At 60.2% G+C, this 23,323-nt stretch carries 22 protein-coding genes; 13 read left to right on the top strand and 9 right to left on the bottom strand.

Going from position 1 to position 23,323, the window contains the following annotated elements:
* Positions 1-213: 213 nt before the first annotated feature.
* Positions 214-1,107: a sensor histidine kinase gene (locus AACY42_RS03615; protein WP_339477055.1), complete on the top strand. Its 894-nt coding sequence runs from the start codon at positions 214-216 to the stop codon at positions 1,105-1,107.
* A complete protein-coding gene (locus tag AACY42_RS03610; RefSeq protein WP_339476583.1) occupies positions 1,104-1,763 on the top strand; it encodes a response regulator transcription factor in 660 nt (219 codons plus the stop codon). Before AACY42_RS03615 ends, AACY42_RS03610 begins: the two co-directional genes overlap by 4 nt.
* Here the strand turns inward: AACY42_RS03610 and yegS are convergent.
* Complete coding sequence (gene yegS, locus AACY42_RS03605; RefSeq protein ID WP_339476580.1) at positions 1,747-2,664, bottom strand: lipid kinase YegS; 918 nt, start codon at positions 2,662-2,664, stop codon at positions 1,747-1,749. The two genes, AACY42_RS03610 and yegS, sit on opposite strands and share 17 nt — an antisense overlap.
* A gap of 348 nt (positions 2,665-3,012) precedes the next feature.
* On the opposite strand from yegS, the gene AACY42_RS03600 reads away from it, so the two are divergent.
* The gene (locus AACY42_RS03600) at positions 3,013-3,321 is read left to right on the top strand and encodes a hypothetical protein (RefSeq protein ID WP_339477053.1); all 309 of its coding nucleotides are present in this window, start codon (positions 3,013-3,015) and stop codon (positions 3,319-3,321) included.
* A gap of 59 nt (positions 3,322-3,380) precedes the next feature.
* Here the strand turns inward: AACY42_RS03600 and AACY42_RS03595 are convergent, their stop codons facing one another.
* Together AACY42_RS03595 and moaB are read right to left on the bottom strand one after the other, a co-directional pair.
* Positions 3,381-4,568, bottom strand: a complete 1,188-nt coding sequence (locus tag AACY42_RS03595; RefSeq protein ID WP_339477052.1) for a molybdopterin molybdotransferase MoeA — start codon at positions 4,566-4,568, stop codon at positions 3,381-3,383.
* Between the two features lie 22 nt (positions 4,569-4,590).
* On the bottom strand, positions 4,591-5,130 hold the full coding sequence (gene moaB / locus AACY42_RS03590) for a molybdenum cofactor biosynthesis protein B (RefSeq protein ID WP_053120541.1): 540 nt from the start codon (positions 5,128-5,130) through the stop codon (positions 4,591-4,593).
* A gap of 78 nt (positions 5,131-5,208) precedes the next feature.
* Between moaB and mobA the strand changes: the two genes are divergently transcribed.
* Both mobA and AACY42_RS03580 read left to right on the top strand, forming a co-directional pair.
* Positions 5,209-5,811 (top strand): molybdenum cofactor guanylyltransferase MobA, encoded by a 603-nt coding sequence (gene mobA / locus AACY42_RS03585; protein ID WP_339476579.1) that lies wholly within the window; start codon positions 5,209-5,211, stop codon positions 5,809-5,811.
* Positions 5,812-5,886: 75 nt separating this feature from the next.
* Complete coding sequence (locus tag AACY42_RS03580; protein ID WP_003199454.1) at positions 5,887-6,108, top strand: YgdI/YgdR family lipoprotein; 222 nt, start codon at positions 5,887-5,889, stop codon at positions 6,106-6,108.
* 172 nt (positions 6,109-6,280) lie between these two features.
* Here the strand turns inward: AACY42_RS03580 and AACY42_RS03575 are convergent, their stop codons facing one another.
* The 3 genes from AACY42_RS03575 to AACY42_RS03565 form a co-directional block, all read right to left on the bottom strand.
* Entirely contained in the window at positions 6,281-7,171 is an 891-nt protein-coding gene (locus AACY42_RS03575) for a pseudouridine synthase (RefSeq protein ID WP_339476576.1), read from the bottom strand.
* A 71-nt stretch (positions 7,172-7,242) separates the two neighbouring features.
* On the bottom strand, positions 7,243-7,563 hold the full coding sequence (locus AACY42_RS03570) for a hypothetical protein (RefSeq protein ID WP_003199451.1): 321 nt from the start codon (positions 7,561-7,563) through the stop codon (positions 7,243-7,245).
* Between the two features lie 93 nt (positions 7,564-7,656).
* The gene (locus AACY42_RS03565) at positions 7,657-7,896 is read right to left on the bottom strand and encodes a glutaredoxin family protein (protein ID WP_339476573.1); all 240 of its coding nucleotides are present in this window, start codon (positions 7,894-7,896) and stop codon (positions 7,657-7,659) included.
* A gap of 189 nt (positions 7,897-8,085) precedes the next feature.
* Here AACY42_RS03565 and AACY42_RS03560 point away from each other — a divergent pair, with 189 nt between their 5' ends.
* Complete coding sequence (locus AACY42_RS03560; RefSeq protein ID WP_339476571.1) at positions 8,086-9,798, top strand: cation:proton antiporter; 1,713 nt, start codon at positions 8,086-8,088, stop codon at positions 9,796-9,798.
* A gap of 8 nt (positions 9,799-9,806) precedes the next feature.
* Here the strand turns inward: AACY42_RS03560 and AACY42_RS03555 are convergent, their stop codons facing one another.
* Complete coding sequence (locus tag AACY42_RS03555) at positions 9,807-11,015, bottom strand: ammonium transporter (protein WP_339476570.1); 1,209 nt, start codon at positions 11,013-11,015, stop codon at positions 9,807-9,809.
* Positions 11,016-11,355: 340 nt separating this feature from the next.
* On the opposite strand from AACY42_RS03555, the gene AACY42_RS03550 reads away from it, so the two are divergent.
* The 7 genes from AACY42_RS03550 (at position 11,356) to AACY42_RS03520 (ending at position 21,663) form a co-directional block, all read left to right on the top strand.
* On the top strand, positions 11,356-11,670 hold the full coding sequence (locus AACY42_RS03550) for a DUF883 family protein (protein WP_339476569.1): 315 nt from the start codon (positions 11,356-11,358) through the stop codon (positions 11,668-11,670).
* 2 nt (positions 11,671-11,672) lie between these two features.
* On the top strand, positions 11,673-12,062 hold the full coding sequence (locus tag AACY42_RS03545; protein ID WP_003199439.1) for a phage holin family protein: 390 nt from the start codon (positions 11,673-11,675) through the stop codon (positions 12,060-12,062).
* Entirely contained in the window at positions 12,059-12,394 is a 336-nt protein-coding gene (locus tag AACY42_RS03540; protein ID WP_339476567.1) for a hypothetical protein, read from the top strand. The genes AACY42_RS03545 and AACY42_RS03540 overlap by 4 nt, the downstream gene beginning before the upstream one ends.
* 200 nt (positions 12,395-12,594) lie before the next feature.
* Complete coding sequence (locus tag AACY42_RS03535; protein WP_339476565.1) at positions 12,595-13,923, top strand: deoxyguanosinetriphosphate triphosphohydrolase; 1,329 nt, start codon at positions 12,595-12,597, stop codon at positions 13,921-13,923.
* A 414-nt stretch (positions 13,924-14,337) separates the two neighbouring features.
* Positions 14,338-14,964, top strand: a complete 627-nt coding sequence (locus tag AACY42_RS03530) for a response regulator transcription factor (RefSeq protein ID WP_339476563.1) — start codon at positions 14,338-14,340, stop codon at positions 14,962-14,964.
* Positions 14,965-14,975: 11 nt separating this feature from the next.
* Positions 14,976-18,596 (top strand): transporter substrate-binding domain-containing protein, encoded by a 3,621-nt coding sequence (locus AACY42_RS03525; protein ID WP_339476561.1) that lies wholly within the window; start codon positions 14,976-14,978, stop codon positions 18,594-18,596.
* 118 nt (positions 18,597-18,714) lie between these two features.
* Entirely contained in the window at positions 18,715-21,663 is a 2,949-nt protein-coding gene (locus AACY42_RS03520) for an HD domain-containing phosphohydrolase (RefSeq protein WP_339476559.1), read from the top strand.
* A gap of 155 nt (positions 21,664-21,818) precedes the next feature.
* On the opposite strand, the gene AACY42_RS03515 is transcribed toward AACY42_RS03520, so the two are convergent.
* Positions 21,819-22,301: a GAF domain-containing protein gene (locus AACY42_RS03515; protein WP_339476557.1), complete on the bottom strand. Its 483-nt coding sequence runs from the start codon at positions 22,299-22,301 to the stop codon at positions 21,819-21,821.
* Positions 22,298-23,188: an ATP-binding protein gene (locus AACY42_RS03510; protein ID WP_339476555.1), complete on the bottom strand. Its 891-nt coding sequence runs from the start codon at positions 23,186-23,188 to the stop codon at positions 22,298-22,300. The genes AACY42_RS03515 and AACY42_RS03510 overlap by 4 nt, the downstream gene beginning before the upstream one ends.
* Positions 23,189-23,323: the final 135 nt, after the last annotated feature.

The following is a 23,323-nucleotide window of genomic DNA, read 5'->3' as shown; positions in this document are numbered from 1 at the left end:
TGCGGCATACCTGATTCGCAGCGCTTTCACCACGCCATGCCGAACGCGACCAACGATAGGCGAAGTGGTACTATCTCCCGCGTCAGCCACTTCAAGACAGCGCCGTCAAAGCCGCCACCGAAGCCGCCTTCGACCTGAAACGTTTACCCGTCCCGGCCTGTCAGATGCGCTGACCGGCCTGCCCGCAGCGAACATTCATTGACTCCATCCGCTATGTACGCCAGCCTCAAGTCATTCATCACCTGGCCTCCCTCCCGAGAAAACGCCCGTCGCTTCACATTATTGCTGTGCATCTGCTCGGCCGTCGGCGGCCTACTGGCCTACCTGTTCGCCCTTACGGTGCCGTTGAGCCTGCTGGCACTGAATGTGGCGGCCATGACCTGTGTCTGGATCCACCATCGGTTGTCACGCAAATCCATCAAGTTCCAGCCTCAGGAATTGGCCGACCGGTTGCTTGAGGTCCAGGAAAACGAGCGCCATCGCCTCAGCCGCGAATTGCACGACGACATTGGCCAGTTGCTGACCGCGGCGAAACTGCAAGGAGAATGGCTCAAGCGGCGCATGCCGGAAGAATTGCAAGGCCAATGCGCACTACTCTGCGAGACCTTGGACGAAACCCTCAACAAGGTCCGCGATGTATCGGCGATTCTCAACCCCAGGGAACTGACCAGCCTCGGGCTTGAAGCCAGCCTGCGGGCACACCTGCTCAAGACGCTGGCCAATGCCCCGGTGAAGTGGAGCCTCGATTGCCAACAACGCATGGCAGGCATCCCGGAGGAAATGTCGGTTGCGGTGTTCCGGATTACCCAGGAAGCGGTCACCAACATCTTGCGTCATGCCCGGGCGACGAATCTGCTGGTACGCTTGCAACGCCTGCCTGACGGCCTGACCCTGCTGATCAGCGACGATGGCCAGGGGTTTGTCCCAGCCACCCACCCCGCCCGCGAAGGTCAACGAGGCATGGCCGGCATGTCGGAGCGGGTCGAACAGTTGGGCGGCACCCTCAAGGTCATCAGCGAGGCCGGCAAAGGCGCACACATCGAAGCACGCTTTCCCTGGGCACCGCGAGCCCTGGAACGAGCCAGTAAGAATAAGGTTTTCCTTTGATTTGTAATTTGCTTCTGGTAGATGACCACTCCCTGATCAGGGCCGGCGTACGCGCGCTGGTCATGGATATCCCGGGCTATGCCGTCATCGGTGAAGCCAGTGATGGCACGCAATTGCTCGAACTGGTCGAACGGCTGAACCCCGATATTGTGCTGCTGGACATTTCCATGAAGGACACCTGCGGCCTGGACGCCTTGCAACAGCTCAAGCGGGTGCGCCCCCACAGCAAGGTACTGATCCTGTCCATGCATACGGATCCGGCACTGATCATGCGGGCGCTGGAATCCGGAGCCCATGGCTACCTGCTCAAGGACACCACCGCCAATGAGCTGAAACACGCCTTGGAGGCGCTGCGCAGCAACGAACGCTACCTTAGCCCGGCCATCGCCCATACCGTGATCAACCAGGCGTTGACCCGCGTCCAGAAAACTCAGTCGGACCCCGCCCGGGCTCATAACCTGACGGCACGCCAGTTGGAAATATTGCGGCTGATCGTGCGCGGAAAGTCCACCCGGGAAATAGCCAACGGCCTGAACCTGAGCATCAAGACCGTGGAAACCCACCGGGCGCAAATCATGAAGCGCCTGCAGATCCATGACGTGGCCGGCCTTGTGCTGTTCGCGGTGCGCGAACAGATCATCAGCCTGGACGATTGAGCGCCGTCGCACCACCCAACAGCGGTGAATCGGGCGGCAGGTGCACGCGCAGTGCTTTGGGGTGGACAGTGAAGCGCAGAGCGTCTACCTGCAACGGCTCGCCATCGAGATTGATATCCAGGTCTTGCGCGACCTTGATCTCCACCCATGGCAAGCGCGCGCGGACAAACATGTTGTCGATGCCCAGGCCACCCGCGAGCAAGTCCTTCAACGTGCTGACAACCTCCTGAGGCGCCGGCAAGATACTGATGTCCAGCAACCCATCATTGACCAACGCCTGCGGGCACAGCACATGCCCTCCCCCTGCCTGCCGGCCATTGCCGATACCCAGCGCGAGCAAATCGCCCTGCCAGTGAAAATCGGGGCCTTGTAACTCACCATAGGCGGCACTCAGCTCATTGAATCGCGATAGGCCGGTAAACAGGTAGGCCGCGCCTCCCAGGACATTCTTCAGATCCTCGGAAGTGTTCGCCGTCACCTGGCTGCCGAAACCGCCGGTGGCCATGTTCAGGAAAATCCGGCCGCAGACTTCGCCCGCATCAACGACCTGCGGCGCAACGTCAAGCAAATCCAGGGCCTGCACAGGCTCCAACGGAACACCAGCCGCCCGGGCGAAATCGTTGGCAGTACCCAGCGGCAGCAGTACCAGGCTGGCATCACTCGAATGACGGAAGATCGCTTCGGCAATATCACGCAAGCTCCCATCGCCACCGCCGGCGATCAGTTGCGTATAACCGGCCTCCAGCGCTTCATCGACGCATCGTTGGGCATCACCCGCCTCCCAGGTCAACCGTACCGCCAAGTCCCAGCCCTGCTCACGCTTGAGCATCACTGCCGTGCGAACCTCTTCGTTGAGCGCTTGCTTGCCATGCAAAATCAACAGCGCCTTGCCTTTGCTCATCATTGTCTCCGTCATTGGAAGGCTCAGATAATGGGACCGCTCATTCGACCGAAAAAGCCCGCCACACTTCAATTTATTAAAAAAACAGGAAGGCTTGCCCCCCGGAAGAAAACCCGCAGGGCAGCTCGTTCGACCGGGACGTCTTGATTCGAAGAGTTTTCTTACAAGATCTGGCGAATCGGCTCAATTGACCCTCTAGCGGTATTGAGACACCTTGGCCTTCTGTTTTGCTGGAACGCTAAAAACCTCATCACACAAGGAAGTACTTACCCATGGATGGATACGTCACGGCCCGCAGGGGCCGGATCAGTCGCTCGAATAGTTATGGACAAAGGGATGAACCGTCCCATGCATAACCGTGAATACAAGCTGTTGCCCCGGCAGCGCGCGCCTCTTGGAAGCGGGCGGGCCGATACTCAGAACGAATGCAAAAGTTGCAGTAATCCCGTTGGAGGAATTGATTTGGAACCGCGCGTCGTTGAACTGGAAACCCACCTCAAATACATCCGCAAAGACATGGATGAAATTCGCACCGACGTTAAGGTGATTCGCCACAGGCTGGCCTATTCGGCTGGCGCTGCAGCGGTGGTGCTTGGCCTGCTGGGCTGGATTGCGAACAATCGATTCGATCAATTGGTGATGCTGCTCACGCGATGAAGGTGAGGCGCATGAAGGCCCGAGGATGCGACTCGGGCCCCGGGATACCTGCCACAGCGCTAGCCCAGGACTTCGCTCAAGGGAATGAAGCCCACTTCATCGCCCTCCACCAGCGTCCGTCCCTCGAGCACTTCGACCAGCCCTTCGGCCCAGGCTGCGCTGCGCAGGACACCCGAGCTTTGATTCCGGTAGATGATCGCTCGACCATTCTCCATGCGGCCTCGCAAGTATTCTCGTCGACTGCCCGCCTTCGCCCAGGCGAAACCGGCCGGCACCTTGAACTTGAGCGGCGCCACCGATTGAACGCCTTGGCGTCTTAGCAGGTAGGGCCGCGCCAGCAGTGCAAAAGTCACGAGGGTCGAGGCAGGGTTTCCAGGCAGGCCTATGACCGGCACGCCACGGTAATGCCCGAACGTCAGCGGCTTACCCGGCTTGATGGCGAGTTTCCATAGCGCCAGCTCGCCGTCCTCGCGCAAGGCGACACCCAGGAAATCCGCCTCCCCCACCGAGACCCCACCGGTGGACAGGATCAGATCGACATCCGACAACTGTGCCAGGCGCTCGCGGGTGGCCGGTAAATCGTCGGGCAGGATACCCGCATCAATCACTTCACAACCCATGCGTTGCAGCCACCCACACAGCAGCACGCGGTTGCTGTTATAGATCTGGCCTGGGCCCAACGCCTGACCGGGTTCGACCAGCTCATCCCCCGTGGACAGGACTGCGACACGGACTTTGCGGACCACTTCCAGCGATGCACAACCCAAGGAGGCTGCCAGCCCCAGTTCGATCGGCCCCAGGCGAGTACCGGCAGAGAGAACCTGCTCGCCGACGGTGGTCTCCTGCCCCTGGGGGCGAATGTTCTGTCCGCCGACCATAGGCTCGGTAAACCGCACCCGCTGGTCGTCTTCAACCACGGCATTTTCCTGCATCTCGACGCAATCGGCTCCAGCAGGGACTGGCGCCCCGGTGAAGATCCGCGCACATGTGCCAACGGCCAGCGGCTCTGGGGTCTGCCCGGCAAAAATCCGCTGGCTGACCTGCAACGGTTCGCCGTTCCAGTCAGCCAGTCGCAAGGCATAACCGTCCATGGCGCTGTTGGGCCATGGCGGTAAATCAAGGGTCGACACCAGATCCTCGGCGAGCACTCGCCCTAACGCCGCAGCCAAAGGTAAATGCTCGCGCTGGACAATCGGCGTGGCCGTCGCCATTTCGAGCAGTCGCTCCAACGCAACCTCAACGGCCATCAAGGCGCCGGCCTTGCCCGGTTTACCCACGGGATTCACAAGGCGCTGCCTGTTTCAAATGAGCCACGAAGTTGCACGGCCGATGCCGCACATCCAGTTGTTCGGCCAGGATGCCATCCCATCCGGTACGCACCGCGTTGGTCGACCCTGGCAGGCAGCACACCAGCGTGCCATTGGCCAGGCCGGCCAGCGCGCGGGACTGCACGGTGGAAGTGCCGATGTCGGCCACGGATATCTGCCGGAACAACTCGCCAAAGCCATCGACCTGCTTGTCCAGCAAGCACGTGACGGCCTCCGGCGTGCTGTCACGCCCCGTGAAACCGGTGCCGCCAGTGATCAACACCACCTGCACGACATCCTCGGCGATCCAAGTCGCGACTTGCGCCCGGATCTTGTACAAATCATCTTTGAGCAGGACCCGCGCCGCCAGGTTGTGGCCAGCCGCCGTTAGCCGATCGACGAAGACCTGCCCGGACGTATCGGTTTCCAGGGTACGGGTATCACTGACAGTCAGCACCGCAATATTGAGCGGCACGAAAGGTACATCAGCCTTGGCTTTCATAGGCTCGTCCAGTTGTGAAGGAAACAGCCCGGTGTTATATCACAGCGCTTCATTTTTTCGCCCGTGCGGAGACACGCCATGACCTCGAACACGTTGCTGCCACCCTGCTCCATCCTGCTCTTGGCGGGCGGGCGCGGACAACGCATGGGCGGCCAGGACAAAGGCCTGGTGCCGTGGCAGGGCGAACCGCTGATTGCCCATCTCCATCGCCAGACCCGGGCCATGAGCGATGACCTGATCATCTCCTGCAACCGCAACCCGCAACATTATGCGATGTATGCCGATCAGTTGGTGCATGACGAAGAAGGCGACTTTCCCGGGCCGCTGGCAGGCATCAGGGCAGGCCTCAAGGCAGCGAAGCATCCGTATTTGCTGGTGCTGCCGTGCGACGTACCGCAAATAGACTCAAACCTGCTCGACAACATGCGCAAGACGGCCAGCCAGCACCCCGACAAACCGCTGATGGTGCGGCACGGCGAGCACTGGGAGCCGCTGCTGTGTGTCATCCCGTTGGCCCTGGCGGCAAGCTTCGAACAAGCCTGGCGCGAAGGCGAACGCAGCCCCGGTCGTATCATGCGCGCACTGCACGCGGCTGCACTGCAATGCCCAGCCGACGATCCCCGCCTGGCAAATCTGAACACGCCGGCGTTACTGGCCGAACACAAGGGCGTGTCAGATTGACACTAGCCAGGAACTTGCGCCCGATGTATACGTCTGAAGGTCAGTAACTTGAAGAATCCATTTCGGAGAAACAACATGACACAACGGACCCTCGCCACGTTCATGCTCGCTCTGGGCCTCGCCACCCTTGCCGGGTGCGCTTCGCCAACAGTGATCACCTTGAATGACGGTCGCGAAATCCAGGCCGTCGATACGCCACATTACGACGAAGAAAGCGGCTTCTACGAGTTCGAGCAACTGGATGGCAAGCAGACTCGCGTGAACAAGGATCAGGTTCGTACCGTTAAGGATTTGTAATCTGTAACGCTGCTGCCCGATATCGCTAAAAAACGGCGCTTCCTGAAGAGGGAGGCGCCGTTTTTTTTGGGCTTGGGCTTGGGCTGGGTTCTGGGTTCTGGGTTCTGGGTTCTGGGTGTATATCCGTTTTTTTGGTAACGGTGGACATACACACCAAACCCTGAACAAAAAACTACCACCGCAACACAATATCACTCTCGAACACCCGCTCCTGACCAGTAACCGGATCAACAAAACGCAACCCTTGAGCCAGCAGCTTCAAAGGATTCGAGTAGTCATCCTCAACATCCCGAAGCACATCAGGATAAAATGGATCGTTGCAGATCCCCGCCCCAAGGGCATTCATGTGAACCCGCAACTGATGCTTCTTACCCGTAACCGGATATAAGCCATAGCGCCACAACTCACCGTTGCTTTCCAGCACTTCGATGGCCGTTTCGGTATTAGGCTCGCCGGGGCCTTCCTGCATTCGAAAAAACGGTTCGCCATCGATCATCCGGCTTTTATGCACCCGCGGAAAGGTCAGTCCAGGCAACGCGCGGGCAATGGCCTGGTAGCGTTTTTCGATCTGCCGCGTCGGGAACAACGACTGATACGCCGAGCGGGTGTTCGGGTTGGCCGAAAACAACACCAGCCCAGCCGTATGCCGGTCGATGCGGTGCAGGGGCACCAGATGAGGATTGTCCAGCCGTCGGATCAACCGTCGCAACAAGGTTTGCTCGACGTATTCGCCCGCAGGGGTGACAGGCAGAAAATGCGGTTTGTCTGCTACCACCAGGTGCTCATCGGCATACAGGATCGACTCCACCACCGGGATCGGCTTTTCATCGGGCACTTCACGAAAATAGTGGATGCGCAGACCTTCGCGGTATGGCAAGTCGACCTGGATGGCCTTGCCCTCCCCGTCCAATACCCGGCCCCGAGCGATCCGGTCCAGCCACTGCTCGCGACTGATGGTGCTGAAATGCTCGCACAGGCACTCCAGCACCGTCTGCCAGGAACCGGGCGGCAGGTACAGCGTACTGGCCTGATGATGAGCGGCGGAAAACGATGAACCGGACATTGAAAACTCTTAGGCATTTTTGCGAGGCGGTATTATCCGACAGTCGCACAGGCCAGCCCAGCAATGATTGCTCACGCGGTGACTGACGTCGATTTTGCCGCCGCTTCGGTGAACTCTTTCAACCAGCGCAGTACTTCCACCGCCTCCCAGCGACCTGGATCGTACAGCGCGTACAGCAGGCCCTGGTAACCCACCACATCCAACTGCTTGTGATAACCGGCACGCTGGAACAACGCTTCGATCTCGGCAAAACAGGTGTTGAAATGCAGTTTATTGAAGGGTGTCTTGCCTTCGGTAACCAGGCCATCCAGGCGCAGTTCCAGCACTGCCTCGCGTACAACGTCCGCGGACATCCTGTTTACGCTGCTTTTCAGTTGTTCGACATTGACCAAGGGGACGCACTCCAGATAGCTGTATGAACATACAGTAACCGAAGAATGCGATTTTCGCCAATGGCCTCGCGTGAAAACAAGCGAGGAAAGGGGTCAACACAGAAATGCAGCGATCTGGTCGGAGTCATCGAAAGGCCAGTCCAGCTCCGCACCCGTATCGATCCTGCGCAGGACCGGGATACGTCGCCCATAGGCTTCGAATAAGGCTTCCTTCTCGGCGATGTCCACCAGTTCCACCAACAATCCATGTTCGACGAAAGGCATCAACACCCCTTCGGCAACTTCGCATAGATGACACCCCAGGGTGCCGAACAACTGGCATTCAGGAAGCATGGCGTGTAGACCCAAAAAAGATAGACGGTCATTCTAGGCCCGACCCGGGAAACCGTCGAGTCGCTGGCTCACTTCAAGGTGTTTCTGTAAAACGCTGATGCAAATCACTGAACGCCAATGCTTTTCCAGCGACGCTTGTCGCATTTTCCCCTCTACGCTATGCACTGTAGCCTTGAAACGGAGCTCCCCTTGTTTGCCAACCTGCTGATCATCCTTGCCTCGTCCCTGGTGGTCATCGCCCTGTTCAGGCGACTGCGCCTGCCACCCGTATTGGGTTATCTCTGCGTCGGGCTGGCGGTCGGGCCTACCGCGCTGGACTGGGTCAACGACAGCAAAGAACTGCCAGACCTGGCCGAGCTCGGGGTGGTGTTCCTGCTGTTCTCGTTGGGGCTGGAGTTTTCCCTGTCGAAAATGCTCGAACTGCGTCGGGTCGTGTTCGGCCTCGGCAGCCTGCAAGTGCTGTGCTCGGGGGCAGTCCTGGCGGGATTGCTGGCATTGAGCGGCGCGCCTGTGATCGCCGCGTTGTTGCTCGGTGCCGGGCTGGCCTTGTCCTCCACTGCCATCGTCAGCAAGGAGTTGACCAGCCTGGGAGAGATCTTCAGCAGCCACGGCCAAAACGCCATCGGGGTGTTGTTGTTCCAGGACGTTGTCGCAGTGCTGTTGTTGACCCTGGTGCCGGTGTTCGCCGGCAGCAGCGACCACCCGTGGTACTGGGCGCTGCCCTTGACCTTGGGCAAGACCCTGGTTTTATTCGGTGGCCTGCTGCTGGCCAGCCGGCTGCTGTTGCCGCGGCTGTTCCATGAGGTGGCGGCGTCCCGGTCGGCAGAACTGTTCGTACTGCTGGCCCTGGTGATCGTGTTGCTGACGGCATGGCTGACCCACCTGCTCGGCTTGTCGCCGGCCCTGGGAGCTTTCCTGGCGGGCATGCTGCTGGGGGAAAGCCACTACCGGCACCAGATCGAAGCCGACATACGTCCGTTCCGCGACATCCTGCTGGGGTTGTTCTTCGTCAGCATCGGCATGCTGATCGACCTGCAGCTGTTCCTCGATGACGGCCTGTTGATCCTGGGAATGACCCTCGGTCTGATGCTCATCAAGGGCTGCGTGGTTGCCGCCCTGGTGAAATGGCGCGGCAGCGACGTTGAAACCGCCTGGCGCAGTGGCCTGGCGCTAGCTCAGGGCGGCGAATTTTGTTTTGCCCTGATGGCCTTGATGCAGCAGAACCGCCTCATGCCCGCCGACATCAGCGGCCTGCTGCTGGCCGCGACATTCTGCTCGATGCTATTGACGCCCCTGTTGCTGCGGGCGGCGCCACGCATTGCCGCGCGCCTGCATCGCAAACCCAACGAAGAGGCGCAACTGGACCAGATCAGCGCACTCAATGCCGACTTGTCGGGTCATGTGGTCATCTGCGGCTACGGGCGCGTCGGCCAGTCCATCGGGCGGTTCCTGCGCCGCGAAGGCCAGGTGTTCATCGCCCTGGATGACGACCCGGTGATCATCCAGGAAGCCACCGTCGGGGAAAACTGCGTGCATTATGGGGATTCGCGACGAGGTGACCTGCTTGCGGCCATTGGCTTGAGCCGCGCAAGGTTGCTGGTGATCGCGGTGGACAAGACCGACATCGCCATTAGCGTGCTCAGGGCAGCCCGACAGGTCAACCACCAGGTACCGATTCTGGTACGCACCCGTGACGACAGCCAACTGGCCGAGCTGCAAGCTGCCGGGGCCAGCGAAGTGGTCCCGGAGCTGCTGGAGTCGAGCCTGATGCTGGCTTCCCACGCCCTGATCATGCTCGGCCTGCCCGAGCAGCAGGTCCGGCATCATGTGGATCAGGTCCGTCACGACCGCTATCGCCTGCTCCATGGCTTTTATCCTGGCAACCAGGACAGGGAGCCTTAGTGCGACGCTCAGTCCTGGCTGACGGCGCCGATCTTGTGAATCGACAGGTCGGCGCCGTAATACTCCTCTTCCTGGGTCAGGCGCAGCCCCAACACGGCCTTGATCATCCCATAGACCACAAACCCGCCGGCCAGGGCGACGACAACACCCAGCGCCGTGCCGATCAATTGGCTGATCAGGCTGACCCCACCCAGACCGCCCAGGGCGCTCTGGCCAAAGACGCCACAAGCAATGCCGCCCCAGACACCGCACAGCCCATGCAACGGCCAGACGCCGAGCACATCGTCGATCTTCCACTTGCCTTGGGCCGCGGTGAAGCACCAGACAAACAAGGCACCGGCAATGGCCCCCGTGACCAGCGCACCGACCGGGTGCATCAGGTCGGAACCGGCACAGACCGCCACCAGCCCGGCCAGCGGGCCGTTATGCAGGAAGCCTGGGTCATTGCGTCCGATAATCAATGCCGCCACGGTACCGCCCACCATCGCCATCAACGAATTGACCGCCACCAGTCCGCTCACCCCTGGCAAGGTCTGGGCACTCATCACGTTGAAACCGAACCAGCCGACAATCAGGATCCACGAACCCAAGGCCAGGAATGGAATGCTCGAAGGCGCAAACGCCACCAGGCGACCGTCCCGGTAGCGGCCGTTACGCGGGCCGAGCAAGAGCACGGCAGCCAACGCCAGCCAGCCGCCCATGGCATGCACCACCACCGAGCCGGCGAAGTCGTGGAAGCTGGCGCCAAACCGGGCTTGCAGCCAAGCCTGCAAGCCAAAATTGCCGTTCCAGACCATGCCTTCGAAAAACGGATAGACGAACGCCACGATCAGCACCGTGGCGCACATCTGCGGTGCGAACCGAGCACGTTCGGCAATACCGCCGGAAATGATCGCCGGGATCGCGGCGGCGAAGGTCAGCAGGAAGAAGAACTTCACCAGGCTATAGCCATGATCGGTGCTGAGCACCGCCGCTGGTTGCAGGAAGGTCACACCGTAGGCAATCCAATAGCCTATAAAGAAATAGGCCAGGGTCGAGACCGCGAAATCGCTGAGGATTTTCGACAGCGCATTGACTTGGTTCTTTTGCCGGACCGTTCCCACTTCAAGAAACGCAAAGCCGGCATGCATGGCCAGGACCATGACAGCGCCGAGCAGGATGAACAGCGTGTTGGAGCTGTGGACCAGACTGTCCACGGCACTTTGCGTATTTTCCATGGGATTGGCAGACCTGAAAAAGTTGAAAAAAGCACCAAGCCGGTTCGCGCGCCTTGCGAACGCACCAAGTTGAAACGACTCATTGGCCGCACGCAGGCCAACGAACCGCTTTGGTGCGCAAGAACGGTCAAAACGAAATCCCGCCTGGAGGTGCTTCGCGGGGTTTGATTATTGGGGTTAAGGTTTTTCGGGCTTTCGCCCAGCTTCAGCGCACTGGCACAGTGCTAACGCACCAGTACATGGCAAAAACCTGAGCAAAAGTTGTACCAGTCACTTGTACTGAACCTTCCAGCAAGGCTCATACTCGAACGTTTGAGATGTCACTTACGGAGATTCACCGATGGCCAGAACCCAGGCAAAAACTGCTCAAGAAACCCTGATGGAAGATTTCCAGGCGCTGGTCAGCGACACGGAACGGTTGCTCGATCACACCGCGACGCTGGCAGGCGATCAAGCCGATGCACTGCGCAGCCAGATTCACGAAACGCTCCTGCGCGCCCGCGAAACGCTCAAGCTGACGGAAGATTCCATGCGCGAACGCGGCCAGGCCGCGGTGGTCGCCACCGAAGAATATGTACAGGCCAACCCTTGGCAATCCGTGGGCATTGCCGCAGGCGTTGGCTTTCTGATTGGTCTGCTGGCGACACGGCGCTGATGATGGGTATCGACGAATCCGGCTCGTCCGAAGCGGGCACACAACCTACAGCACGCCGCCTGGGCGCGGCGTTCCTTGGCTTGCTGCATAGCCACGTCGAATTGTTCGGCATGGAGTTACAGGAACAGAAGGCACGCACCGTCAGCCTCCTGCTGTTCGCCGGCCTTGCGCTGGTGTTCGGCCTGCTGCTGTTGGTCGGGCTTTCGGCGCTGGTACTGATCCTGGTATGGGACACCTATCGCCTGGCCGGCATTATCGGCCTGTGCCTGTTTTATCTGCTGGCGGCGCTGTTCTGCGGGCTTCGCCTCAAGGCAGCGATCTATGACGAGTCCTCTCCTTTCCATGCCACCCTCGAAGAACTGGCCAATGACCGGGAGCGCCTGTTGCCATGAGCCTGCCTGATATTCCTCAAGCCCAGACACGACAGGAAATGCGCAAGGCGCTGGTGCGCCTGCGCATGGAAATGCATCGCCAGGAAATCCGTCAGGAAACGCGCCAATTGCTACAGCCCTTGCACCGGGTGCGCGGCTTGACGCAAAGCTGGCACGAAGGCTTCGGCATCAAGCACGCGCCACTGTGGGGCGTGGCGGCGGTGTCCCTGCTCGGTTTCATCACCGGCAAGCGGACCCGCAATGGGGCGGGCGGTGGCTTGACTGGCCTGATCCGCCTGGCAACGACATTGTTGCCGTTGGTCAAGCTGGCCAAGGACCTGCGCAAACCCTGACGACCGACACCCTGTGGCGACGTCGCAGGCGCTGTAGGCGCTGTCGAGTGCAACGAGGCTGCGATCTTACCCCAGCCAATTGAATCCTGACTGAACAAAAAGATCGCAGCCTTCGGCAGCGCCTACCCGCATAAGCCTTGCAGGACAACCCACGAACCGGGAAGCTAGGGCACCGACATCATCAAACGGAGCAACCAGCCTTGGATTGGCACACACTGTTGACTCGCGAACGCCTCGGAAAACCGCTGCACAGTCCGCAAGAACTGGGCCGCAGTCCTTTTCACAAGGACCACGACCGCATCATTTTTTCCGGTGCCTTCCGCCGCCTCGGACGCAAGACACAAGTGCATCCGGTCTCCAGCAACGACCACATCCATACGCGCCTGACCCATTCCCTGGAAGTCAGCTGCGTCGGGCGTTCCCTGGGCATGCGCGTGGGAGAAACCATCCGCAATGCCCTGCCTGACTGGTGTGAGCCAAGCGACCTGGGCATGGTGGTGCAATCGGCCTGCCTGGCCCACGACATTGGCAACCCGCCGTTCGGTCACTCCGGCGAGGATGCTATCCGCTATTGGTTCCAGCAGGCCGCTGGCCGTGGTTGGCTCGATGCAATGAGCGAAGTCGAGCGCAACGACTTCCTCAACTTCGAAGGCAACGCCCAAGGATTCCGCGTCCTCACCCAACTTGAATACCATCAGTTCGACGGCGGAACGCGGCTGACCTACGCCACCCTCGGCACCTATTTGAAATACCCCTGGACGGCCCGCCACGCAGACTCGCTGGGCTACAAGAAACACAAATTCGGTTGCTACCAGAGCGAACTGCCGCTGTTGGAGCAGATTGCCCACAAGCTCGGTTTGCCACAGATCGAGGATCAACGCTGGGCACGGCATCCCTTGGTGTACCTGATGGAAGCCGCCGATGACATCTGCTACGCGCTGATCGACCTGGAAGACGGCGTGGAGATGGATCTCCTGGAATACCCCCAGGTGGAATCGCTGCTCCTGGACCTAGTGGGCGATGATCTTCCGGACACCTACCGGCAACTAGGGCCGCTGGACTCGCGGCGACGCAAACTGGCGATTCTGCGGGGCAAGGCCATCGAACACCTGACCAACGCCGCCGCCCGGGCCTTTGTCGAACAGCAGGATGCGTTGCTTGCCGGCACATTGCCAGGGGATCTGGTGGAGCATATGCACGGCCCGGCAAAACGCTGCGTGTTGAATGCCAAGGACATGGCGCGCCGGAAAATTTTCCAGGACAAGCGCAAGACCCTGCATGAAATCGGTGCCTACACCACGCTGGAAATCCTGCTCAACGGATTTTGCGGAGCCGCCCTTGAACAACATGGGGGGCGCTCGCCTTCGTTCAAGAATCGCCGCATTCTCGACCTGCTGGGGAACAACGCGCCGGATCCCAACGGCCCTTTGCATAGCGCTTTTCTGCGAATGATCGATTTCATCGCCGGGATGACTGACAGCTACGCCAGCGAAATGGCCCAGGAGATGACCGGCCGCACGCGCCAATGAGCGGTGTGGGCTCTGCCTGGGAAAAAAACCTGTGGGAGCGGGCTTGCTCGCGAAATCGGCGGATCAGGCTGCGGCGATGTTGAATGAGCCTGCGCCTTCGCGAGCAAGCCCGCTCCCACAGTGGGGCCAACGTACAAGTTTCACAGCGTAAAACTTGTACGCACTATTGAACAAACCCGCGCGCCACTTGTTTGAATAAACGTCTCGCCGAAAAAAATATCCTTTCACAAAGGGTCAATAACCCTCCCGTCCTATTTCATCAGCCTACTAAAAAACCAATTACACCGTAATATCTTGCCTCTTTTTTTGTAGGAAACTTCTGAAATTGAAGTTGCATGCCCGTCTCTTCATACGGCCCTGGTTGTAAGTGGGCTAAGGTGCGCGCTTTATTCAAGTTCGCAGGGTAATTTATTCATGAACTCCGTTTTCATTGTCGACGATCATCCGGTCATCCGCCTCGCCGTTCGCATGCTTCTGGAGCATGAGGGCTATAAGGTCGTAGGAGAAACTGACAACGGCGTCGACGCGATGCAAATGGTGCGCGAATGCATGCCAGACCTGGTTATCCTGGACATCAGTATTCCCAAACTCGACGGGCTGGAAATCCTCTCGCGCTTCAACGCCATGACCACTCCGCTCAAAACGCTGGTGCTCACGGCCCAGTCGCCGACGCTCTTCGGCATTCGATGCATGCAGTCCGGCGCCTCTGGGTATGTGTGTAAACAGGAAGACCTCAGCGAACTTGTCAGCGCAATCAAAGCAGTATTGTCCGGCTATAACTACTTTCCCAGCCAGGCGCTGAATCCGGTACGTGCGGATGATCCACGCAGTGTCGAGCTGGACCTTTTCAAAAGCGTCAATGATCGGGAACTGATGGTGCTGCAACTTTTTGCCCAGGGCCGTACCAACAAGGAAATAGCCAAGGGAATGTTTCTGAGCAATAAGACCGTCAGTACTTATAAGAAACGGCTGATGCAGAAACTCAAGGTCAAGTCCTTGGTCGAGCTGATTGAAATGGCGAAGCGCAACGCGCTGGTGTGAGAAAAAACAGGATGCTCAGACGCATAACCGAATATCTCCTGCTGATCAGCGCGGCGTTATATACAGGAGTGCTCACGGCGGCACCGGATGCGCCCGAGCAATACACGCTGCTGGGGCGTTCGTCCACGGCCCACACCGAGGTCAAGCTGGATGATGTTTACCGCGCCTGGCTACAGGATCGGCAAGCGCTGGTCCTGGGAACGTCCGCCCCGGATTACCCGCCCTTCGATCTCTCTACCAGCGGACGCGACTACGAAGGCCTGACAGCCGATTATGCCGACATCATCGCCAAGGCCACCGGCCTGCCCATAAGCGTCCTGCGCTTCGGTTCCCGCGAGGCGGCCATGGCCGCACTCAAGCATGGGCAAATCGACATGCTTGGCACCGCCAACGGTTTCGAAGCGCGCAACCCCGACATTGTGCTGTCCACGCCGTACGCAGTGGACCAACCCGTTCTCGTCACCCGAACGAATGAAAACCGATCCCTGACTGACGATCTCGAGGGGTTGCGGCTGAGCATGGTCTATCACTATCTGCCGCTACGGGAAATTGAACAACTCTACCCCAAGGCACTCATCACCACCTACCCGTCCTACCAGAACGCCATCAACGCCGTCGCCTTCGGCCAGGCCGACGTATTTCTCGGCGATACCCTTTCCACCCACTACATGATCAATAAGGGCTACTTGAGCAATATCCGCATGGCCAGCTTCGGCAAACACGAATCCCATGGTTTCGGCTTCGCCGTACGACGTAGCGATACCCGTTTGCTGGAGGTGATCAACGCTACGCTGAACCAGGTTTCCATTGCCGAGCAAGCCGCCATCTCCAAGCGCTGGAGTGCAGGCAGCGACTTGTACCTCACGGACCACAGGATACAGCTGACCGACCGCGAGCAACGCTGGCTGGCCCGGCATCCGGTAGTCCGGGTGGTGGTGAACGACACCTCCGCGCCCTTCACCTTCTTCGATGCCGATGGTGATTTTCGCGGCATCAGTGCCGACCTGCTGGAGCTGATTCGGCTGCGCACCGGCCTACGCCTGGACATCCAGCGTCGCCAGAACGACAGCGAAATGATCGCTGCGGTCCTGAACGATCAAGCCGACATGATCGCTGCGCTTTTGCCCAGCAGCGAACGACAACTCCAGTTGAAGTTCAGCCGCCCCTACATCGACAGCTCGTTCGTCCTGCTGACCCGCAAACAGTCCGGTACGCCCACGACACTCGATCAGTTCAGCCACGCCAGCCTGGCAATCTCCAAAGGCAACCCGATCATTGAATGGATAAGCAGCCAGTACCCGAACATTCGGATCATCGAAACGGACGGCCCCTTGCGCGCCGTGGAAATGCTCGCCCATGGCCAGGTCGACGGCAGCGTGCACTCGCAAGTAATGGCCAACTACTTCATCTCTTCCTATGCGTGGCGCGACAGGTTGCAAATCAGCAGCACAGTGGGCACCCGACAGGCCATGTTCGCGCTGGCTACGGCAAAAAACGCCACAACGTTGAACGCCATCCTTGACAAAGCCCTGACCAGCATCGATCCCGACGAACTGGGCGTCATCAACAACCGCTGGCGCGGTTACGTCTCACCCTCGGAACATACCTGGCGCACCTACAACCGCCTGTTCCTCCAGATCGGCGTGGGCGTTGGCCTGTTGCTGCTATTTTCCCTGGCGTGGAACGCCTACATGCAACACCAGATCAGGCAACGCCAACGGGCGGAACTGGCCCTCAATGATCAGCTCGAATTCATGCATTCGCTGCTCAACGGCACCCCCCACCCCATCTACGTGAGGGATCGCAACGGCGTCCTGCAAAGCTGCAACGACAGTTACCTGCAAACGTTCGACGCCAAACGTGAAGACGTCATTGGCAAGAACCTGATGCCAGCTTCCATGAGCAACGCCTTCGAAGCCCAGGAGTACCAGGCGGACTACCAACGCGTCATGGCTGAAGGCACCGCCCTGATCATGGATCGCCCTCTGCACATCAAGGACAGGAAACTGACGATCTATCACTGGATCCTCCCCTACCGAAACTCCGCCGCCGAAGTGCAAGGCATCATTGGCGGCTGGATCGACATCAGTGAGCGGCGCCAGCTGTTCGAGGAACTGCGTGCGTCCAAGCAACAGGCCGATGACGCGAACCGCGCCAAAAGCACATTCCTGGCAACCATGAGCCATGAAATCCGCACCCCCATGAACGCGGTGATTGGCATGCTTGAGTTGGCCCTGAAACACGCAGACAAAGGCCACGTGGACCGCTCGACCATCGAAGTCGCCTACGAGTCGGCCTCCGGTATGCTCGAGCTGATAGGCGACATCCTGGACATCGCCCGTATCGAATCCGGCCACCTGAGCCTGACCCCCGAGCGAGTCAATCTCAAGACCCTGCTGCAATCGGTCATACGGGTATTCGAGGGCGTGGCCCGGCAGAAAAACCTGGCGCTGTCCCTGCAATTCGACGCCGCCGAGGGCAACCCCGACGCGTTGATGGACCCGTTGCGATTCAAGCAGGTGCTGTCGAACCTGATCAGCAATGCGCTCAAATTTACCGAGCAGGGCCACGTGGCGATCAAGGTCCGGCTGTCTCCAACCGACCGGGACGACGTCTTGCAAATGCACCTGGAGGTCAATGACAGCGGCATCGGTATTGGTCCGGCAGACCTGCAACGTTTGTTCGAGCCTTTTGCCCAAGTCGATAACACCAGTCGGATGGCCCGCAACGGCGCGGGGTTGGGGTTGGTGATCAGTCGCAACCTGTGCCGGATGATGGGCGGTAGCCTGCACATGAGCAGCCAACCCGGCGTCGGCACCCAGGTCCAGGTCCGCCTGCAACTGACCGTCCTGTCGACGGAGCCGGTTCGCCCCCCACCTGAACCGGTCATCGAGACGGCTCAGGCCACCCTGAACATCCTGATCGTGGACGATCATCCCGCCAACCGCCTGCTGATGTCGCAGCAGTTGGAATACCTGGGCCATCACTACCAGGTCGCCCATGATGGTGCCCACGGGCTCGAGGTCTGGCAAAAGCACCATTTCGATCTGGTCATCGCCGATTGCAACATGCCCATCATGAACGGCTACGAACTGGCCCGGTCGATTCGTCGCGAGGAGTCCGAGCAGCAACGACCGCCCTGCACCCTCCTGGGGTTCACTGCCAATGCCCAACCGGAGGAAAAACAACGCTGCCAGGACGCTGGGATGGACGATTGCCTGTTCAAGCCAATCAGCCTGAGCGCCTTGAGCCAATGGATCAAGGCCGTCAAACCCGCCGGCAGAACAGCGGCTTTCAGCATACAAAGCCTGCAGGCATTGACCGGTGGCGACCCGTCATCCAACCGGCGCCTGCTGGCTGAATTACTCAGCAGCAGCCGCTCGGACCGCCAAGAGTTACTCGATGTCGCCCGCGGCGCAAACCGCCAAGCGCTGAGCGAAACGGCGCACAAGATAAAAGGCGTCGCCCGCATCGTCCAGGCGACGTCGCTGATCCAGCGGTGCGAGGCGCTGGAGCGCGCATGTCACCAGGCGCAGGCACCTGAGCGACTCAGCGATTGCATCGACGCCCTTGACCGCGCCATGACCGAACTGGAGCGGGACCTCGAAACGGAGATCGCCAAGGCAAAATAATCCAGCGTTTACTATGCTATTCGCTTAGCAGTGCGTACCTGGGAGGGTTCTCGAGCGGTTTCCCGTGCACGCGGCAACACCCATCGAGAACGCCCCTCTGACTCTTGGAGTGACTGCAATGTCCAGCGCACCGCGTCCGGAAAAACGCCGGTTCCCCCTGCACATCCACATCAGCGTGATGTTTACCCTGCTTTTGTTGCTGACCGGGGTCGGATTGGGGATTTTCCATTATCGGCAAACCACGCAGATCATCCTGTCCAGCAGTGAAAAACTGTTCAACCGTATTGAACAGGATGTGCGCCTGGATCTTTACGATACCTACGAACCTATTCGCCACCTGTTGAGCCTGCTGGCCGACTATCCAGCGACGCGCACGCCCCAGATGGCGCAACGCCTGGCCCTGCTCGTGCCCTTCAGCCAGGCACTGCGGGACAACCCGAACCTGGCGTCGTTGTACCTGGGCGATCAGCACGGCAACTTCCTGATGGTCCGGCCGTTGCGCACCGCAGCCCTGAAAGCCGCCCTGCAAGCACCGACCGACGCGGCCTACCAGGTCTGGACCGTTGAGCGGGCAACCGAGCAAGACCCGGTTCAATCCCAATCGCTGTTCTACGACGAGACGCTGACGCTCATCGGGCGTCGGGACGTTGCCGACGAGCGCTACGATCCGCGCAGCCGCAGCTGGTTTCGCAACGCCGCCGGCAGCACCGAGCAGATCACCACCGAGCCCTACGTTTTTTTCTCCACCCATAACGTCGGCACCACCCTCGCCCGACGCAGTGGCGAGCAGGCTGTCATCGGCGCCGACCTGACCCTGGCGGCCCTGTCCCAGACCCTGGCCAAACATAAGGTGACCGCCGGCACCGAAGTCGTCCTGCTCGACCCCAAGGGCAACGCAGTGGGCTATCCCGACAGCAGCCGGCTACTCGCCGACGCCCAGTCGGCACGCCTGATCAAAGCCCGCGACCTCAGCCCGGCCATCGCCGCTGCGCTCGATGACAACACCGACACCACGCGCCTGGAAGCGGCCGGACGCCAGTGGATCGTTTCTCGCAGCCACATGCAGGAAGGCGGGCCCCAAGGCCTGGAACTGGCGTTGCTGGTCCCTGAAGATGAGCTGCTGGACAATGCCTATCGCATGCGCTGGCAAGGCGCGCTCATCACCCTCGCCACCCTGCTGCTGTGCCTGCCCCTGGGTTGGCTGACGTCCCGGATTCTGGTCAAGCCTTTGCGTGAACTGGTGCAGGAGGCCGATGCCATTCGCAGCTTTGACTTCAACTATCCGGTGTCCCGTCGCTCCCCCGTGCTGGAGGTCGACCAGTTGAGCGTATCGATGGCGCGCATGAAAGAGACCTTGGCGAGTTTCTTTGAAATCACCGCCAGCCTGCGTGCTGAAACCCGCTTCGCCCCGTTGCTGGAGCGGGTGTTATTTGAAACCGTGAAGATCGGCCAGGCCCAAGCCGGCCTGATCTACCTGCGCGAGAACGACGACAATCGGGTCAAGCCGTATGGGCTGGTAATCGATGGAACGCCCAGGGACCTCAACGCCTTCAAGCTGCGCAGTCATGAGCTACAGACTGGCGACAGCCCGCAATGGCTCCAGCAACTGGCCACCTCGGACAACCTCGTGACCTCCCTCGGCTTCGAACAGGCGGCCGATCTGCAGAGCGTCCTGCGGGCACTGGACTCGCCGCGGGTCCACTTGATCGGTATTCGCCTGCGCAATCGACACCAGGAAACCGTCGGCGTACTGGTACTGCTGATCACCGACAGCGGCACCGAAACCGACCTGGAAAAACTGCAGCCCGATCGCATCGCCTTCCTGCAGGCCGTGTCCGGTGTCGCCGCCGTGAGCATCGAGGGTCAGCGTCTGCAAGCCAGACAAAAGCAGTTGCTGGACGCCTTCATCCAATTGCTGGCCGGCGCGATCGATGCCAAGAGTCCCTACACCGGCGGCCATTGCCAGCGGGTGCCGGTCCTGACCTTGATGCTCGCTCAGGCCGCCGCTGCCAGCCAGGCGCCGGCATTCAACGCCTATCGGCCAACGGAGGATGAATGGGAAGCCCTGCACATCGCCGCCTGGCTGCACGATTGCGGCAAAGTCACCACCCCCGAATACGTGGTCGACAAAGCCACCAAGCTGGAGACCCTGAACGACCGGATCCACGAGATACGCACCCGCTTCGAGGTGCTCAAGCGCGACGCCTGGGTCGATTACTGGCAGGCCGTGGCAAGCGGCGGCGAGCTGTCCTCCCTGGCGCAGCAGCGCGACGCGACATTGACGGCCCTGGATGACGACTTTACCTTCGTCGCCCGCTGCAACCTGGGTTCCGAAGCCATGGCCGAGGCCGATCTGCAACGCCTGCAACAGATTGCCCAACGCCCGTGGACCCGGACCCTCGATGATCGCCTGGGGGTTTCCTGGGAAGAGAACCGACGCCAGGACCGCACACTCAAGCCGACACTACCGGTCACTGAATCGCTGCTGGCAGACAAGCCCGAGCATCTGCTCGAGCGCCACGCGGCCGAACTGATCCCGGCGGACAACCCGTGGGGCTTCCAGCTCGATGTACCGGCCTGGAAATACAACCGCGGCGAGCTCTACAACCTGAGCATCCCTCGGGGCACGCTGACCCGCGAGGAGCGCTACGTCATCAACCATCATATGGTGCAGACGATCCTGATGCTCAGCCAGTTGCCCTTCCCCAGTCACCTGGACAACGTCGCGGAGATCGCTGGCGGTCATCACGAGAAGATGGACGGCAGTGGTTATCCCAAGCGCCTCAAACGCGAAGAGATGAGCCTGCCGGCGCGCATGATGGCCATTGCCGACATTTTCGAAGCGCTGACGGCAGCCGACCGCCCCTACAAAAAAGCGAAGAAACTGAGCGAGGCCCTGGGCATCATGGCCACCATGTGCCGTGACGCCCATATCGATCCCGAATTGTTCGGGCTGTTCATCGATGAAAAGATCTACCTGAGCTACGCCAACCAGTTCCTCGACCCGCACCAGATCGATGAAGTCGATCCCCACAGCCTGCTGCTCAAGGCAGGGTTGAAGGCATGAAAGCCATTCCTGTAGGAGCTGCCGAGCGAAGCGAGGCTGCGATCTTTCCACTGCCGATTGAATCTCAAGCGAAAGATCAAATTGAATCCCAAGCGAAAGATCAAAAGATCGTCCGAACGCGGCCCGAGCCTTCGCCCGCGCCTACAGAAAGCGAGTCAGCAATCCGTCAGGCGCAGGAAGATCGCGGCCAACTGCTCGATGCCGGCTTGGTCATGCTCGGTAAAGCGCGCCAGTTTCGGGCTGTCCAGGTCGAGCACGCCGATCAGGCGCCCGTCCTTGACCAGCGGCACCACCAGCTCGCTGTTCGACGCGCTGTCGCAGGCGATGTGCCCGGCGAAGGCATGGACGTCTTCGACGCGCTGGGTCTGCCGGGTCGCGGCCGCCGTCCCGCACACGCCGCGGCCAAAGGGGATCCGCACGCAGGCGATCTGGCCCTGGAACGGTCCCAGGACCAGCTCTTCGTTGCGATTGAGGTAAAAACCGGCCCAGTTCAGATCATCCAGCTGACTGGACAGGAAAGCCGAGAACTGCGCGGCATTGGCGATGAAGTCATGCTCATCGGCCAGCAAGGACTCCAGCTGTGCCGATAACAACGCGTAGCCGTCAAGGCCGACTCCGGTGCCATTCAAATCGATCATGCCTTGTGCTCCAACAATTTCAGGCCTACCCAATAACGGGCAAACTGATAAGCGCAACGTCCGTTGCGGTTGCCGCGACCGGTTGCCCAGCGCACCGCCAGTACATCCAGCGCTTCGTCGCGCTGCCAGGCCAGCCCGGCCTTGGCCGCCAGCTCGCCGATCCAGTGCTCCACCACGTTGAGGAAATGCTCCTGGGTAAACGGATAAAACGACAGCCACAGGCCAAAGCGGTCGGACAAGGCGATCTTGTCCTCCACCGCTTCGCTGGGGTGAAGTTCGCCGTCGACTCGTTTCCAGTTCTCGTTGTCGCTTTCCTTTTCCGGCACCAGGTGACGACGGTTGGAGGTGGCATACAGCAGCACGTTGTCCGGCGCCTGCTCCAGGGATCCATCCAACACGCTCTTGAGCACCCGGTAATCGCCTTCACCGGATTCGAACGACAAGTCATCGCAGAACAGCACGAAGCGCTGGGGCAGTTTCGCAACCTGTTCGACCACGCGGGGCAGATCGGCCAGGTGATCGCGTTCGATCTCGATCAACCGCAGGCCATGCTGGGCATGTTCAGCCAGCAGGGCGCGTACCAGAGACGACTTTCCGGTGCCACGCGAGCCCCAGAGCAAGGCATGGTTGGCGGGCATGCCATCGATGAACTGACGGGTGTTGCGGCCCAGTTGCTCGACTTGGCGGTCCACGCCGATCAGGTCCGACAGGCGCATGTCGAGGCTGACCTGCAGCGGCAGCAGGTAGCCGCTGCGCCCATCGCGCTGCCAACGAGCGGCCAGGGTCTGGGTCCAATCGATGGCGGGTCGGGGCGCCGGCAGCAAAGGTTCGATCCGGGCCAGCACGGCATCGGCACGCTCAAGAAAAGCATTCAATCGCGAGTCCACGTCTTCTCCTCGGACAGGTTCACAGTAATGATGGCGCTACAGCAACGAAACGCCGTATCCAGTGGCGGGTCTACTTCACACAATACACACCGGCTGCAGCGGACTTCAGAGATGATCAGCTATGCTTGACTGGCG

The organism is Pseudomonas sp. RL_5y_Pfl2_73 (assembly GCF_963970515.1).
In the GTDB taxonomy this organism is placed as follows: domain Bacteria; phylum Pseudomonadota; class Gammaproteobacteria; order Pseudomonadales; family Pseudomonadaceae; genus Aquipseudomonas.
This window is presented reverse-complemented; position numbering and strand designations above follow the sequence as displayed.

What these genes read in the sequence shown, in the direction of transcription:
- AACY42_RS03550 (WP_339476569.1), top strand. Translation starts at nt 11,356, where the DNA reads ATGGCCAGAACCCAGGCAAAAACTGCTCAAGAAACCCTGATGGAAGAT.
- moaB (WP_053120541.1), bottom strand. Translation starts at nt 5,130, where the DNA reads ATGAAAGCCAAGGCTGATGTACCTTTCGTGCCGCTCAATATTGCGGTG.
- AACY42_RS03575 (WP_339476576.1), bottom strand. Translation starts at nt 7,171, where the DNA reads ATGTCCGGTTCATCGTTTTCCGCCGCTCATCATCAGGCCAGTACGCTG.
- AACY42_RS03600 (WP_339477053.1), top strand. Translation starts at nt 3,013, where the DNA reads ATGCATAACCGTGAATACAAGCTGTTGCCCCGGCAGCGCGCGCCTCTT.
- AACY42_RS03540 (WP_339476567.1), top strand. Translation starts at nt 12,059, where the DNA reads ATGAGCCTGCCTGATATTCCTCAAGCCCAGACACGACAGGAAATGCGC.
- AACY42_RS03515 (WP_339476557.1), bottom strand. Translation starts at nt 22,301, where the DNA reads ATGATCGATTTGAATGGCACCGGAGTCGGCCTTGACGGCTACGCGTTG.
- AACY42_RS03545 (WP_003199439.1), top strand. Translation starts at nt 11,673, where the DNA reads ATGGGTATCGACGAATCCGGCTCGTCCGAAGCGGGCACACAACCTACA.
- AACY42_RS03615 (WP_339477055.1), top strand. Translation starts at nt 214, where the DNA reads ATGTACGCCAGCCTCAAGTCATTCATCACCTGGCCTCCCTCCCGAGAA.
- AACY42_RS03555 (WP_339476570.1), bottom strand. Translation starts at nt 11,015, where the DNA reads ATGGAAAATACGCAAAGTGCCGTGGACAGTCTGGTCCACAGCTCCAAC.
- AACY42_RS03565 (WP_339476573.1), bottom strand. Translation starts at nt 7,896, where the DNA reads ATGCTTCCTGAATGCCAGTTGTTCGGCACCCTGGGGTGTCATCTATGC.
- mobA (WP_339476579.1), top strand. Translation starts at nt 5,209, where the DNA reads ATGACCTCGAACACGTTGCTGCCACCCTGCTCCATCCTGCTCTTGGCG.
- yegS (WP_339476580.1), bottom strand. Translation starts at nt 2,664, where the DNA reads ATGAGCAAAGGCAAGGCGCTGTTGATTTTGCATGGCAAGCAAGCGCTC.
- AACY42_RS03525 (WP_339476561.1), top strand. Translation starts at nt 14,976, where the DNA reads ATGCTCAGACGCATAACCGAATATCTCCTGCTGATCAGCGCGGCGTTA.
- AACY42_RS03520 (WP_339476559.1), top strand. Translation starts at nt 18,715, where the DNA reads ATGTCCAGCGCACCGCGTCCGGAAAAACGCCGGTTCCCCCTGCACATC.
- AACY42_RS03530 (WP_339476563.1), top strand. Translation starts at nt 14,338, where the DNA reads ATGAACTCCGTTTTCATTGTCGACGATCATCCGGTCATCCGCCTCGCC.
- AACY42_RS03595 (WP_339477052.1), bottom strand. Translation starts at nt 4,568, where the DNA reads ATGGCCGTTGAGGTTGCGTTGGAGCGACTGCTCGAAATGGCGACGGCC.
- AACY42_RS03580 (WP_003199454.1), top strand. Translation starts at nt 5,887, where the DNA reads ATGACACAACGGACCCTCGCCACGTTCATGCTCGCTCTGGGCCTCGCC.